Here is a 12,095-nt window from a genome sequence, read left to right as displayed (position 1 = left end):
GGAGAACCTGCCGATCGCGCTGCATCACGGTTCGCTCGATGTCGGCAGCGCCGCAAGGTGGAGGCCGCGATGCGGCAAACCGGCTGCGGGCGGTCGTTGCTACCTCGACGCTTGACCTCGGCATCGACTGGGGCGATGTCGATCTCGTCGTCCATGTGGGTGCGCCAAAGGGTGCGTCGCGGCTTGCCCAGCGCAGGGCCGCGCCAATCACCGCATGGATGAGCCCTCGAAGGCGATCCTCGTGCCGGCCAACCGCTTCGAGGTGATGGAATGCCAGGCCGCGCTCGACGCGAACTATATCGGCGCGCAGGACACGCCGCCCGTCGGCAAGGGTGCGCTCGATGCACTGGCACAGCATGTGCTCGCATGGCCTGCGCCGAGCCATTCGACATGCTGGAGCTCTACGATGAGATCACCAGCGCCTCGCCATATGCGGATATCTCCTGGGAGACCTTCGAGCGCGTCGTCGATTTCGTTGCGACGGGCGGCTATGCGCTGCGCACCTATGAGCGCTACGCCCGCATTCGCAAGACCAAGGAGGGACGCTGGCGCGTTTCCAACCCGCAGGTGGCGCAGCAATACCGGCTGAATCTCGGCACCATCGTTGAAAGCCCGATGCTCAACCTGCGCATGGTCAAGCGCGGCGAAGGCGGCCGGATCGGTCGCGGTGGTGCGACGCTCGGCAAGATGGAGGAGTATTTCTTCGAGCAGCTGTCGCCCGGCGACACCTTCATTTTCGCCGGCAAGGTGCTCCGCTTCGAGGGCATCCGCGAGAACGAGGCGCTGGCTTCGCAAGCCTTCTCGATGGACCCGAAGATCCCCTCCTACGCCGGCGGCAAGTTTCCGCTCTCCACCTATCTGGCCGATCAGGTGCGTTCGATGATCGCCGATCCTGATCGCTGGCACCATCTGCCGGATCAGGTGCGCGACTGGCTGGCGATCCAGAACGAGAAGTCGATGTTGCCGAAGCGCGACGAACTGCTGATCGAAACCTTCCCGCGCGGCAGCCGCTGCTACATGGTCGTCTATCCCTTCGAAGGGCGGCTGGCGCACCAAACGCTCGGCATGCTGCTGACGCGGCGGCTCGAGCGGGCCGGCGCCAAGCCGCTCGGCTTCGTCGCGACGGATTATTCGCTCGCATCTGGGGCTTCGAAGACATGGGGCTGATGATCCAGAACGGCCGGCTCAGCCTCGCCGATCTCTTCGATGAGGACATGCTGGGCGACGATCTCGAAAGCTGGCTCGACGAATCCTTTCTCTTGAAGCGCACCTTCCGCAATTGCGCCGTGATTGCAGGCTTGATCGAGCGCCGTCACCCGGGCAAGGAAAAGACCGGGCGACAGGTCACGGTGTCGGCCGATCTGATCTACGATGTGCTTCGAACCCACGAGCCGGATCACATCCTGCTGCAGGCGACACGGCAGGATGCGGCGACCGGGCTTTTGGATATTTCACGGCTTGGCGATATGCTCAGGCGAATCAAGGGCCACATCACGCATCGTGCGCTCGACCACATCTCGCCGCTGGCGGTTCCGGTCATGCTGGAGATCGGCAAAGAGCCGGTGCATGGGAAGCGCATGACGCAGTGCTGGCGGAAGCGGCGGATGATCTGATTGCCGAGGCACTGGCCTAGATAATGCCGGATCGCTATCCGGCTCGCACGATAACGAGCGCTGCCTGAGGAAGCGCTTAAGGATCAAGATCGACGAGATTGATGAACCGCCTGGCGCTTGCGCGTGAATTGAACGGAGTGGCCACGCTGCCTGGCGTTGAGACCGCCGTGCATGGCGTTGCTGCCGTCTGCGACCCGCTCGGCGCGCTCTACATGCCCGATGCCGGCATTCTCGTCGTATCCGATCTGCACCTGGAAAAAGGTGCGGCCTTCGCCCGTCGCGGCATGATGCTGCCGCCCTACGATACGCTCGCAACGCTGACCGTGCTTTCGGCCGTCATCACCCGCTACGACCCGAAGCTGGTGGTCTCTCTCGGCGATAACTTCCACGACCGCGTCGGCTCGGCGCACCTGCCAGAAGCATTCCGGAGCCTGATTGCGGAAATGGCGCGCGGCCGCGAATGGATCTGGATCAACGGCAACCATGATCCCGCCGGCACGGTCGACCTGCCAGGCGCCTCCGTCGACGAAATGCACTATGGCGGGCTGACCTTCCGGCATGAACCGAAAGGCGGCCTGCAGAAGGGCGAGATTGCCGGGCATCTGCATCCGGCCGCGACCGTTCGTCGTCGTGAGAAATCCGTCCGCCGCCCGTGCTTTGCCACCGACGGCGCCCGACTGCTGATGCCGGCATTCGGCGTCATGACCGGTGGCCTCGATCTTCGCCACAAGGCGATGAAGGGCCTCTTCGACCACAATGCGCTGATCGCGCACCTGCTCGGGCGCGACCGGATCTATTCCGTCAGGTTCGGCAATCTCGTCGGCTGATTGCGGCGCGTCTCAGAGCGCGATGTAGCGGTCTGCCCGGTGATTGATGGCGACGAAGAGGTTCAGCACCACCGCGCCGAGAACCGAATAGAACACGACAGGCGGCGTGGTGACGAAGAAGGCGGCGGCAAGGACGCAGAGATCGATCGCCATCTGCACCAGGCCGGCGCGGATGCCGAACCGCTCCTGCATGTAGATGCCGAGGATGCCGACGCCGCCGAGGCTGGCGCGGTGACGGTAGAGCGCCAGCAGGCCGAAGCCCAGCAAGACGCCGCCAAGAAGCGCTGCCCACGCCGGGTGAATGGCGGAAATATCCATGACCTTCGGCTGCAGGTTCGTCATCAGCGAGGTGAGACCGATGGCAATGAAGGTCTTCACCGTAAAGGCCACGCCGAGGCGCTTCCAGGAGAGATAGAAGAACGGCAGGTTGAGAAGGAAGAAAGCAAGGCCGAAATTCAGGCCAAAGGCATAGTGGAGCAGGAACGCGATGCCGGCGGTGCTCCCGGTCAGAAGCCCGGCGCTCGCCAGCATGTAAAGCCCGAGCGCAGCAATCAGGCTGCCCGAGAAAATCCCCTGTACGTCCTCGACAGGCGTATGGCGGGTGGCGCTGGTGTTCCAGAAACCAAGGGCATTGATGAGCTGTGCCATGTCGTTGATCCCCAAACGGCAGACGAGTTCAAGAACGCCCGGGAAACCCGAGCGACGCGGAATGTAGATGAAGAATGAATTCCGCTGAGGCTCTTGCGACAATCCTACGCGGCGAATTGCTAAAGATTATCAGGGATTTCGCCGGGCAATCAAGCGAAATACGTAAGCAATGCTGACCTATTATCACTTCGCAAGAATCGTTCCGTTACGCTGGCTTATGCGTAAGGAACAGAATGCCCGAAATGACATTCGCGCCATCTTTGCGAATGGGCGTTTTGTTCACGGTGACAACTTCCAGACCGTGACGGTCGCACAGGGCCCTTACGTAGGTTTCCGAATGCGCATATCGCAGCGACGGCGCGAGGTGGAAGCCCTCTCCTCCGCCGGCATCCTCGACGGAAAGGGCGAAATCGGCACCCGGTCCCGTCAGCGCAGCGACCGCCTCGAAGACGCTTTCAAGATTGCCGAGATACATCAGCACGTCGGCTGCCGTGACCAGATCGGCGCGATGCAGCGCGCCATCGGCAAAGAGGCCTGTTGCTTCCGGTGGCAGCGAGAGATCGGCCTGCGCCAGATGATCGTAGACATGCTTCTCGGCTGCTTTGGCGAGCATGTTCTGTGACAGATCGAAACCCTCGAGCCGCGCGACGTGGTCGCGGATCTCTGGTCCCATAAGGCCGGTGCCGCAGCCGAGGTCGACGGCGAGAGCATAGTCGCGTCCGGTCGTCGCAACGAGGGCGGCGAGCTTTGCCGGAACGCTGTAGTCAAGCTTCTCGACCAGCGAGGTTTCGAAGCGATCCGCATAGTCGTCGAACAGGCGCTCCACATAGCTGCTCGGCGGCTGGTCGGGCGTCTCGATGTCGCCAAGCAGCGCAAGCTTGAGCCCCGCGCCGAAGATATCGTCCGGGCTTGCCGCCAGGGTCTGCCTGTAGGCCTCGATCGCGCCAATCTTGTTGCCGGCCTTCTCGCGGTAAGCTGCCAGCCGGTACCATCCGGCCGCCCAACCCGGCACGAGCTCCAGCGCCTGCTCCATGAGTTCGGCGGCGGCATCCGGCTCACCGCTTTCGTCGAGCATCTTGGCATAGTCGGCGCGGCGATCGGCGATGACGTCGCCTGAAGTGAGCTGGTTCGGCTGCATGGTGAAGACCTGTTGGGATCGGCCCGCATTTGGCTGCGGCCACAAAAAAACTCAAGTCCTATTTCAGAGGCGAAGGCGCCAGACCTGAAAAAGGCTTGCGAGCGACGATTCGCGCCCGTATTTCAGGGATGAACAGGAGATGGTGCATGTCCGATCAGGTGAACAAGTTTCTCGGCGACTCGCTCGGCCGTACGTTGGTCAAGCTTTTGGTGGTGTCGCTGATCGTCGGCTTCATCATGGCCGTCTTCGGTTGGGCACCGCTCGATTTCGTCTACGGCGTCCGCAATTTCATTCTGGAAGTCTGGCATCGCGGCTTCTCCGCACTCGGCCGCGTCGGCGACTACCTGCTGCTCGGCGCCACCGTCGTGATCCCGATCTTCCTCGTCATCCGTCTCTTCAGCTATCGCCGGTAACATGACCTCTTTCATTCTCTCACGTCGCGGTCTGCTACGCGTCTCCGGGCTTGCGCTTGTCGCAGGCGTTGCAAGCTGCGCGACCGCGCCGCAAAAGCCCTCGACGCCTTCCGATGGCGAGGACCAGACGGCTGCTGCCTTGCCGCTCGTCAACCAGTTGCGCGCCAAGAATGGCCTGCCTCCGCTCTCGATCGACCCGGCAGCCACGGCTGCCGCCTTGTTCCAGGCCAAGCGTATGGCATCGGCGGGCAAGATGAAGCATGTGATGGGCATCGCCGATGGTTTCGGGCCGCGCGTCAAGGCGAGTGGCGTCCGGCTGCCTGCCGCCGAGAATATCGCCGCCGGTCAACAGTCGGTCCCGGCCGTTGTGACCGCTTGGATCAACTCCCCGCATCATCTGGAAAACATGCTCGGCAGGTATAACGGCATCGGCGTTGCCGTTGCGCACAATCCGGCTTCCAGAAACGTGCCTTACTGGGCAATGGTACTGTCGACCTGAGGCGATTCTTGCCTCATCTGAATAGAGGCAGGCATGGATACCGGCAGTCGCGAAAACGGATTGGCATTCGACGTAACGCACCGGCTGGTGCTGTCGATCGCCATTCCAATGACGCTCGGCTTCATCACGACGCCGCTGCTCGGCCTCGTCGGCACCGGTGTCGTCGGCCACATGGGTCAGCCGGACGCTTTGGCGGGACTGGCGATCGGCGCCATGCTGTTCGATCTTATCCTCGGCAGCTTCAACTTCCTGCGCGCTTCCACGACCGGACTGACGGCTCAGGCGTTCGGACGGCATGACCGACATGCCCAGCAAGGCGTCTTCTGGCGAGCGCTGATCTCGGCACTCGGCTGCGGCGCAGCGCTTCTCTGTCTTTCGCCGCTGCTTCTGGCGGCGGGATTGAAGCTGATGGGACCGGAGAATGCCGTTGCGGCGGCCACCAGCACCTACTTTTCCATCCGCATTCTCGCCGGGCCGGCAGCACTTGCCAACTATGCGATCCTCGGTTTCGTGCTCGGACGCGGCCAGGGGAGCGTCGGCCTGCTGCTGCAAACAATCATCAACGGCACCAACATCGTGCTGGCAATCTTGCTCGGTCTCTGGCTCGACTGGGGCGTGGCTGGCGTCGCCTGGAGCACGATGGTCGGCGAAACGGCGGGGGCAGTTGTTGGCCTGCTCATCGTTCTCAGCGGTTTCGACAGTGCAGAGCGACCAACGCGCGCGGAGATCTTTTCACGGCACCGGCTGGCGGAACTCTTCGCGCTGAACCGCGACATTCTGATCCGAACGTTCGTGCTCCTAGCCGCATTCACACTGATGACGCGGATCGGCACAAGCTTCGGGGCGGTGACGCTGGCGGCCAACGCGGTGCTGATGAACTTCTTCCTGCTGTCAGGATATTATCTCGATGGCCTTGCCAACGCCGCCGAGCAGATCACCGGACGGGCGATCGGGGCGCGCTACCGCCCTGCCTTCGACCGCGGGCTGAAGCTGACGGCACTCTGGTCTTTCGGGCTTGCCGGTATCATTTCCGTATTCTTCCTGCTGGCTGGCCCCTGGCTGATTTCGGTGCTCACCACGTCGCCCGAAGTCCAGCAGGCAGCCGAAGCCTATCTTCCCTGGGCCGCCGTCACCGGGTTGACGGGCGCGCTGGCCTTCCTGATGGACGGCGTGTTCATCGGCGCCACATGGTCGACCGACATGCGCAATAGGATGTTGATGTCGTTTGCCGCCTATCTGATCGCGCTCGCAGTCTTCGTGCCGCTGTTTCGTAACCATGGCCTATGGCTGGCGATGAACGGCTTTTTGCTTTTTCGCGGCGTATTCCTGGCGATGCTCGTCAGGCCGCGGGCAGATCAGACGTTCCGGGCCGCCCAGTAGTCCGTCTTCGTGTCCCTGAGGTCGCGGATTGACTTGACCTGCTCCCGATCAAGCAGCTTCGAGAGGCCGCGAACGATCGTTCCCGGCAGGCCCGGGCCTTCGTAGACCATGCAGGAATAGAGCTGCACAAGATCGGCACCGGCCTTGATCTTCTCCAGCGCCGTTTCGGCTGATGAAACGCCGCCGACGCCGATGATCGGCATAGCACTGCCGACGCGCTTGCGCATTCTGGCGAGAACAGCAGTCGATTTGTCGAAGAGCGGCTTGCCGGACAGTCCTCCCGCCTCCTTCGCCTGACGCTGATCGCTTAGACCCTCGCGCGACAGCGTGGTGTTCGAAACGATCAGGCCATCCAGAGCGTGCGACAACGCTTCGGCAGCGATGTCGTCCATGCCTTCTTCCGTGAGATCGGGCGCGATCTTCAGGAAGACCGGGATCTTTCTGCCTGCCTTCTCGGCTTCGGCGTCGCGGGCGGCAAGCACTGCCGACAAGAGAGCTGCCAGGCTTTCGCGCGCCTGGAGATCGCGCAGGCCGGGCGTGTTTGGCGACGAGATGTTGGCGGTGAAATAGCGCGCCACGGAGTAGAAGCGGCGGATGCCGAGGACATAATCGCCGATGCGATCTTCGCTATCCTTGTTGGCACCGATGTTCACGCCGATCATGCCGTTGCCGCGAATGCCCGACAGCCGCGCCAAGGCAGCGTCATGGCCTTCATTGTTGAAGCCGAGGCGGTTGATGACGCCCTCATCCTCGACCAGTCTGAAGATGCGGGGACGCGGATTGCCGGGCTGCGGCTTCGGCGTCACGGTGCCGATCTCGGTGAAGCCGAAACCGATCCTCAGCAGTGCTTCCGGAACTTCAGCATTTTTGTCGTAGCCGGCTGCCATGCCAATCGGATTGATAAAATCGAGCCCGGCAACGGTCTGCCGCAGGCGTGGATCCGGCGCGATCCGGCAGGCCGGCACCGCACCTGTTTTCAGCGCGGCAATCGACATGCCGTGCGCGGTTTCAGGGTCGAAGAGAAAAAGACCCTTGCGGGCGGCGTGCTTGAAAAGATCGATCATGGTGCAAGGTCCGGAAAAATATGCTGGCCGGCGACATCGAGGGGAAGCGGCGCCTCCCACAGCACGGCCGACAGTGGCAGCTCCGCATAGAGATGCGGGAAGAGAGCGCCGCCGCGCGATGGCTCGAAGACGAGCTCGTCGCCGAACTTGCCGCTGTCGACGGCAACGAGCATCAACCCGGTCTGGCCGGCGAAATAGAGCGCCGCCGTCTGCTTGACCTGTGTGGCTGTCGAGAAGTGGATATAGCCGTCCGTGAGGTCGATCGTAGCCCCGCGAAAAACACCGGCGGCCTTCGCCTCCTGCCAGAGCGTTTCCGTCACGATCTTGTAAAGCGTGGGTGTCAGGGTCATGATGGCCTCAGAATGGCTGGTCTTTCCGGGCTTTGCCGCAAAGCGACGGCGATGTCCACGCCTCGCCGCGAAAAATGCGGCAGCCACCGAGATTTCCGGAGGAAACCATGAGAAATATCGCAATCGGCCTTTTCATTCTTCTTCTGCCGCTCGGCGCTTATGCCGCCGAGGCGGACACGTCGCGGTTCCAACTCGAGCGTAGCGGCGACCATTTCGTGCGGCTCGACAAGCAGACAGGCGCGATGTCGCTCTACGAGGAGAAGGACGGCGCGCTCGTCTGCCGCATGGCCGCCGATGAGCGCGCTGCCTACGAACAGGAACTCGACCGGCTTTCGGCCCGCGTCACGGCGCTTGAGAACAAGAGCATTGTCAACAAGGCGCTGCCCTCGGACGCCGAAATCGACCGCTCGATCGGCATCATGGAGCGCTGGATGCGCAGCTTCATGGGGATAGTGAAGGAATTCCAAAGTGAAGACCAACGCAATGCCCTTCCGCAAAAGACCTGATTTGATATAGTCAGATCGGAATTGAGGCATGGAGCGTATAGGGAGTACGCGCCATGCGGGGCAATCGAGCTCTTGGGAGGGAGTGATCGATGCAGGAACAGACAATCATCATCGCCGACGATCACCCGCTTTTTCGGGATGCGCTTCGCCAGGCGGTGATCGGTATGGAAGGCCATCCTGATATCGTCGAAGCCGGCGATTTCGCCGCTGCCCGAATGGCGGCCGGCACACATCCAGACGCCGAGCTGATGCTGCTCGATCTTTCGATGCCCGGCGTCAGCGGCTTTTCCGGCCTGATGGCGCTGCGCTCCGAGTTTACCGGCCTGCCGATCGTCATCATTTCCGCAACGGACGACGCGACGACCATCCGTCGCGCCCTTGAACTCGGCGCATCCGGGTTCATCTCGAAATCATCTGGCATCGAGGACATCCGCCACGGCATCCAGACGGTTCTTGCCGGCGATATCGCCACGCCCGAAAGCTATCGCGACGGACAGGAACAGGATCCTGATGTCGCCGACCTGATCCACCGGCTGCATACGCTCACGCCACAGCAGAGCCGCGTGCTGACGATGCTGGCAGAAGGCTTGCTGAACAAGCAGATCGCGTATGAGCTCGGTGTTTCCGAGGCTACGATCAAGGCGCATGTCTCAGCCATCCTGCTCAAGCTGAATGTCGACAGCCGCACACAGGCCGTGATCCAGCTCGGCAAGATCAACATGGCGCTCGTCGCCTGAGAGGAAGAGGATTTTATTCCTCTCGTCTCTTTACTCCCGTAAAGCTTGCAGCTAATATTTCAGCGGATTGAAATATCTCCGCATGCAGGCGCACGGATTGAAACATGCTGTCACACGAGCAGATCTGGGGAGCGATCGACAGGCTTGCCGAACGGCATGACCTGACGCCGTCAGGTCTTGCCCGACGTGCAGGCCTCGACCCGACCTCGTTCAACAAATCCAAGCGACTTTCTGCCGATGGACGTCTTCGTTGGCCATCAACGGAATCAATTGCCAAGGTACTGGATGCGACAGGCGCCAGCATGGAGCAGTTTCTGACCTTCATGCGGCCCGCCAAAGGCTTTTCCTCCCTCCCCGAGGGTGCGTTTCCGCCGCAGGGCAGCTCCATTCCCCTTCTCGGCTTTGCGCAGGCGGGTGCCGGCGGCTTCTTCGACGACGGCGGTTTTCCGGCCGGACAGGGCTGGGATGTCGTCGAGTTTCCCGCCGCGCCATCGCAGAAGGCTGGCGTCTATGCGCTGGAAGTCCAGGGCGAAAGCATGATGCCACTTTATCGCGACGGTGACGTGCTGATCGTCGAGCCAGGCGCCCAGGTTCGCCGCAACGACCGCGTCGTCGTCAAGACGCGTGAGGGCGAGGTGATGGCGAAGGTGCTGCTGCGCCAGAGCCCGCGTTCGATAGAGCTGATGTCGCTGAACCCTGAGCATCCGAACCGGACGATCGAGCTTTCCGACGTAGACTGGATTGCCCGTATCATCTGGGCGAGCCAATAGGAAAATCTTCCATGCGTCCTGCGACAATACTCACGTCTGTTGCGGGGATCGGGATTGTGGTCGCACTGATCGCCACCGGTGGCCAGCGTCTGCGGACCGATACGCAGCAAACGGCGGCGGCCGACGATGAAGCAACTTCACCCCCGCTTATGGAAGCAGCGCCTGCCCCGACCACCGATCCCGCCGCCAGCATGAACGCCCGGCCCATCGATGACGCAAGCCAGTTCTACCCGGCCAGCGTCGATGGAAAACCGTTGGAACGCGTGGCTGCGGCAATCCCGGAAACGCCGAAAGTGAAAGCGGACAACGGCGTTGATCTACCGCGTCCCGTTGCCGAGAGCGCCGGCATTCTCGGCTTCGGCGACCGTCGTCTGCAGCTTGCGGGGATAGAAGCGACACCTTCAGACAAGGTCTGCAATGGCACCGACGGAGGAGAATGGCCTTGCGGCATGCTGGCGAAGACCAATTTCCGGCTGTTTCTGCGGTTGCGCACGGTGCATTGCGACCTCGACAACGCGAGCTGGAGCGGAACAACAAGCGCATCGTGCAAGATCGGCGCGCAGGACATTTCGCGATGGCTGGTGGAAAACGGCTGGGCCGCACCGTCGGAGGGTTCGTCCCTGGCGGACATCGGAAAGACTGCGAAGGACGAGAAGAAAGGGATCTATGGCGATGATCCGCGCAAGGGCGATCCGCTGACACCAGCGACGGAACCACTGCCGGAAGGGCCGTCCGATCCCTTGTAATGCCGCCGGCCACTCCCTAAACTCTGTGTCCAACAGAGAGGACCTTTCCCGCATGAACAAGCCGCTTTCGCCCCACGACGCACTGATCTACGTGATGGTGATGGCCTCCGCCGTCGACAGCACGATGAATGATCGCGAGATGGAAAGAATCGGCCAGTTGATCGGCTTTCTGCCGGTCTTCAGAGGTTTCGACGACGACAAGCTTATTTCGGTGGCCCGCGACTGCGCCGCCCTTCTCGCTGGACCCGAGGGGCTCGACATCGTGCTCGAAACCGTCAAGGACACGCTGCCGGTCCGCCTCTACGACACGGCCTATGCGCTTGCCGTGGAAGTCGCTTCGGCAGATCTTTCCGTCAAGGCCGAGGAACTGCGCCTGCTCAGCCTGCTTCGCGATCGCTTCGGTCTGGACAAGCTCACTTGCGCCGCCATCGAACGCAGCGCGATCGCACGCTTCCGCAAGGGCTGATCAGCCGTTTCCGCTCAATAGAGGCCGTAAGGGAAATAACGCAGGTAGATTTCCTGGAGACGGCCGCTGCGTGACAACGCGGCCAGCGCATGGTCGAAGGCCGCTCGCAAGACATCGTCCTTCTGGCGCAGCATGATCGTCATGCCCTCACCGAGAAAGCGTTCCGAGGTGTAGGGGCCATCGAAGAGTGCGCAGCAATTGCCTGAGGCCTGCGACGCCACCCAGAAGGAAAGCTGCAGGGAATCTGCAAAGGCTGCCTCCACCTTGCCATCCTTCAATGCGGTGAGCAGCGCCTCCTTGCTGTCAAACGCCACGGCCTTCACCTTGGGGAAATAGGCAGCCAGCATCGCTTCGTGAACCGTCGCCTTCACGACGCCAACCGGTCGGTCCGCGAGGGCAGCGGCGCTTTCCCCCTGAAGCGGCGCCTTCAGATTGCGCGCAAAGCGAGCTGGCAGCATCAGGTACGGACGTGAAAAGGCAAACTGACTGCGCAGCTGCTCGCTGACCGCAACACCCGCGATCACGGCATCACCCTGCGAAGCCGCGAGCGCGTCCTTCAGGTCCGCGAACGGCAGAGCCTGGATCTGGCACTTGTCGGCAATCTCCAGTTCGGCGCAGATCTCGCGAGCGAGATCGACGTTGAAGCCGGAGAGCTTGCCGTTCTGATCCATGAAATTGAATGGCGGAAAATCGACCGAGGTCAGGAAGCGAAGGCGTACCAGCGCAGACAGATCGGGCTTGGCCAATCGCTCCCTGGAATCAAAGAGGAGCGGCAAGGATGGCGCCGATTGCTGCGCAAGCAGCATTTTAGGGGTGAGAAATGCAACCACTGACAGCCATAAGAAGAAAAACCCCTTAAGATTGAGAGATGCCGGTTTTATTCGCACCATTATGATCCGCCTCGGGGATGAACATGCACTGCCACAACTAACGACGGT

At 61.9% G+C, this 12,095-nt stretch carries 14 protein-coding genes and 1 pseudogene; 10 read left to right on the top strand and 5 right to left on the bottom strand.

Annotated elements, in window-relative coordinates:
• Position 1 precedes the first annotated feature (1 nt).
• Positions 2–1,633 (top strand): annotated as a pseudogene (locus FZ934_RS18965) (helicase-related protein); the annotation flags it as partial.
• Positions 1,634–1,714: 81 nt separating this feature from the next.
• Positions 1,715–2,440 carry a ligase-associated DNA damage response endonuclease PdeM gene (gene pdeM, locus FZ934_RS18960; RefSeq protein WP_153272322.1) on the top strand — a complete coding sequence of 242 codons (726 nt, stop codon included), beginning with the start codon at positions 1,715–1,717 and terminating at the stop codon, positions 2,438–2,440.
• A 12-nt stretch (positions 2,441–2,452) separates the two neighbouring features.
• Here pdeM and FZ934_RS18955 read toward each other — a convergent pair whose 3' ends face one another.
• Both FZ934_RS18955 and FZ934_RS18950 read right to left on the bottom strand, forming a co-directional pair.
• A complete protein-coding gene (locus FZ934_RS18955) occupies positions 2,453–3,088 on the bottom strand; it encodes a YitT family protein (RefSeq protein ID WP_113364341.1) in 636 nt (211 codons plus the stop codon).
• A 205-nt stretch (positions 3,089–3,293) separates the two neighbouring features.
• Positions 3,294–4,226, bottom strand: coding sequence for a methyltransferase (locus tag FZ934_RS18950; RefSeq protein WP_153269393.1), 933 nt, complete (start codon positions 4,224–4,226; stop codon positions 3,294–3,296).
• 146 nt (positions 4,227–4,372) lie between these two features.
• Between FZ934_RS18950 and FZ934_RS18945 the strand changes: the two genes are divergently transcribed.
• Genes FZ934_RS18945 through FZ934_RS18935 form a run of 3 tightly spaced genes read left to right on the top strand, consistent with a single transcriptional unit; the run spans position 4,373 to position 6,518 of the window.
• The gene (locus tag FZ934_RS18945) at positions 4,373–4,639 is read left to right on the top strand and encodes a DUF6460 domain-containing protein (protein WP_113364311.1); all 267 of its coding nucleotides are present in this window, start codon (positions 4,373–4,375) and stop codon (positions 4,637–4,639) included.
• A gap of 1 nt (position 4,640) precedes the next feature.
• Positions 4,641–5,138 carry a CAP domain-containing protein gene (locus tag FZ934_RS18940; RefSeq protein WP_153269392.1) on the top strand — a complete coding sequence of 166 codons (498 nt, stop codon included), beginning with the start codon at positions 4,641–4,643 and terminating at the stop codon, positions 5,136–5,138.
• A gap of 33 nt (positions 5,139–5,171) precedes the next feature.
• Positions 5,172–6,518 (top strand): MATE family efflux transporter, encoded by a 1,347-nt coding sequence (locus FZ934_RS18935; RefSeq protein ID WP_153269391.1) that lies wholly within the window; start codon positions 5,172–5,174, stop codon positions 6,516–6,518.
• Here FZ934_RS18935 and FZ934_RS18930 read toward each other — a convergent pair.
• Positions 6,494–7,582, bottom strand: coding sequence for a quinone-dependent dihydroorotate dehydrogenase (locus tag FZ934_RS18930; RefSeq protein WP_153269390.1), 1,089 nt, complete (start codon positions 7,580–7,582; stop codon positions 6,494–6,496). The genes FZ934_RS18935 and FZ934_RS18930 overlap by 25 nt on opposite strands.
• On the bottom strand, positions 7,579–7,932 hold the full coding sequence (locus tag FZ934_RS18925) for a DUF952 domain-containing protein (RefSeq protein ID WP_153269389.1): 354 nt from the start codon (positions 7,930–7,932) through the stop codon (positions 7,579–7,581). The genes FZ934_RS18930 and FZ934_RS18925 overlap by 4 nt, the downstream gene beginning before the upstream one ends.
• A 107-nt stretch (positions 7,933–8,039) precedes the next feature.
• Between FZ934_RS18925 and FZ934_RS18920 the strand changes: the two genes are divergently transcribed.
• The 5 genes from FZ934_RS18920 to FZ934_RS18900 all read left to right on the top strand — a co-directional run bounded on the left by FZ934_RS18920 (position 8,040) and on the right by FZ934_RS18900 (position 11,157).
• Positions 8,040–8,438 carry a hypothetical protein gene (locus FZ934_RS18920; protein WP_153272320.1) on the top strand — a complete coding sequence of 133 codons (399 nt, stop codon included), beginning with the start codon at positions 8,040–8,042 and terminating at the stop codon, positions 8,436–8,438.
• Between the two features lie 89 nt (positions 8,439–8,527).
• Positions 8,528–9,175 carry a response regulator gene (locus FZ934_RS18915; protein WP_153269388.1) on the top strand — a complete coding sequence of 216 codons (648 nt, stop codon included), beginning with the start codon at positions 8,528–8,530 and terminating at the stop codon, positions 9,173–9,175.
• A 104-nt stretch (positions 9,176–9,279) separates the two neighbouring features.
• Positions 9,280–9,945, top strand: a complete 666-nt coding sequence (locus tag FZ934_RS18910) for a S24 family peptidase (protein WP_153269387.1) — start codon at positions 9,280–9,282, stop codon at positions 9,943–9,945.
• An 11-nt stretch (positions 9,946–9,956) separates the two neighbouring features.
• Positions 9,957–10,691, top strand: coding sequence for a thermonuclease family protein (locus FZ934_RS18905; protein ID WP_153269386.1), 735 nt, complete (start codon positions 9,957–9,959; stop codon positions 10,689–10,691).
• Positions 10,692–10,743: 52 nt separating this feature from the next.
• Entirely contained in the window at positions 10,744–11,157 is a 414-nt protein-coding gene (locus FZ934_RS18900; RefSeq protein WP_153269385.1) for a tellurite resistance TerB family protein, read from the top strand.
• A 14-nt stretch (positions 11,158–11,171) separates the two neighbouring features.
• Here the strand turns inward: FZ934_RS18900 and FZ934_RS18895 are convergent, their stop codons facing one another.
• On the bottom strand, positions 11,172–12,047 hold the full coding sequence (locus FZ934_RS18895) for a transporter substrate-binding domain-containing protein (RefSeq protein WP_153272319.1): 876 nt from the start codon (positions 12,045–12,047) through the stop codon (positions 11,172–11,174).
• Between the last annotated feature and the right edge of the window lie 48 nt (positions 12,048–12,095).

It is taken from the genome of Rhizobium grahamii (genome assembly GCF_009498215.1).
Classification (GTDB): Bacteria; Pseudomonadota; Alphaproteobacteria; order Rhizobiales; family Rhizobiaceae; genus Rhizobium; species Rhizobium grahamii_A.
The sequence above is the reverse complement of the archived record's forward strand: the minus strand, read 5'-3'. Positions and strand labels throughout refer to the sequence as shown.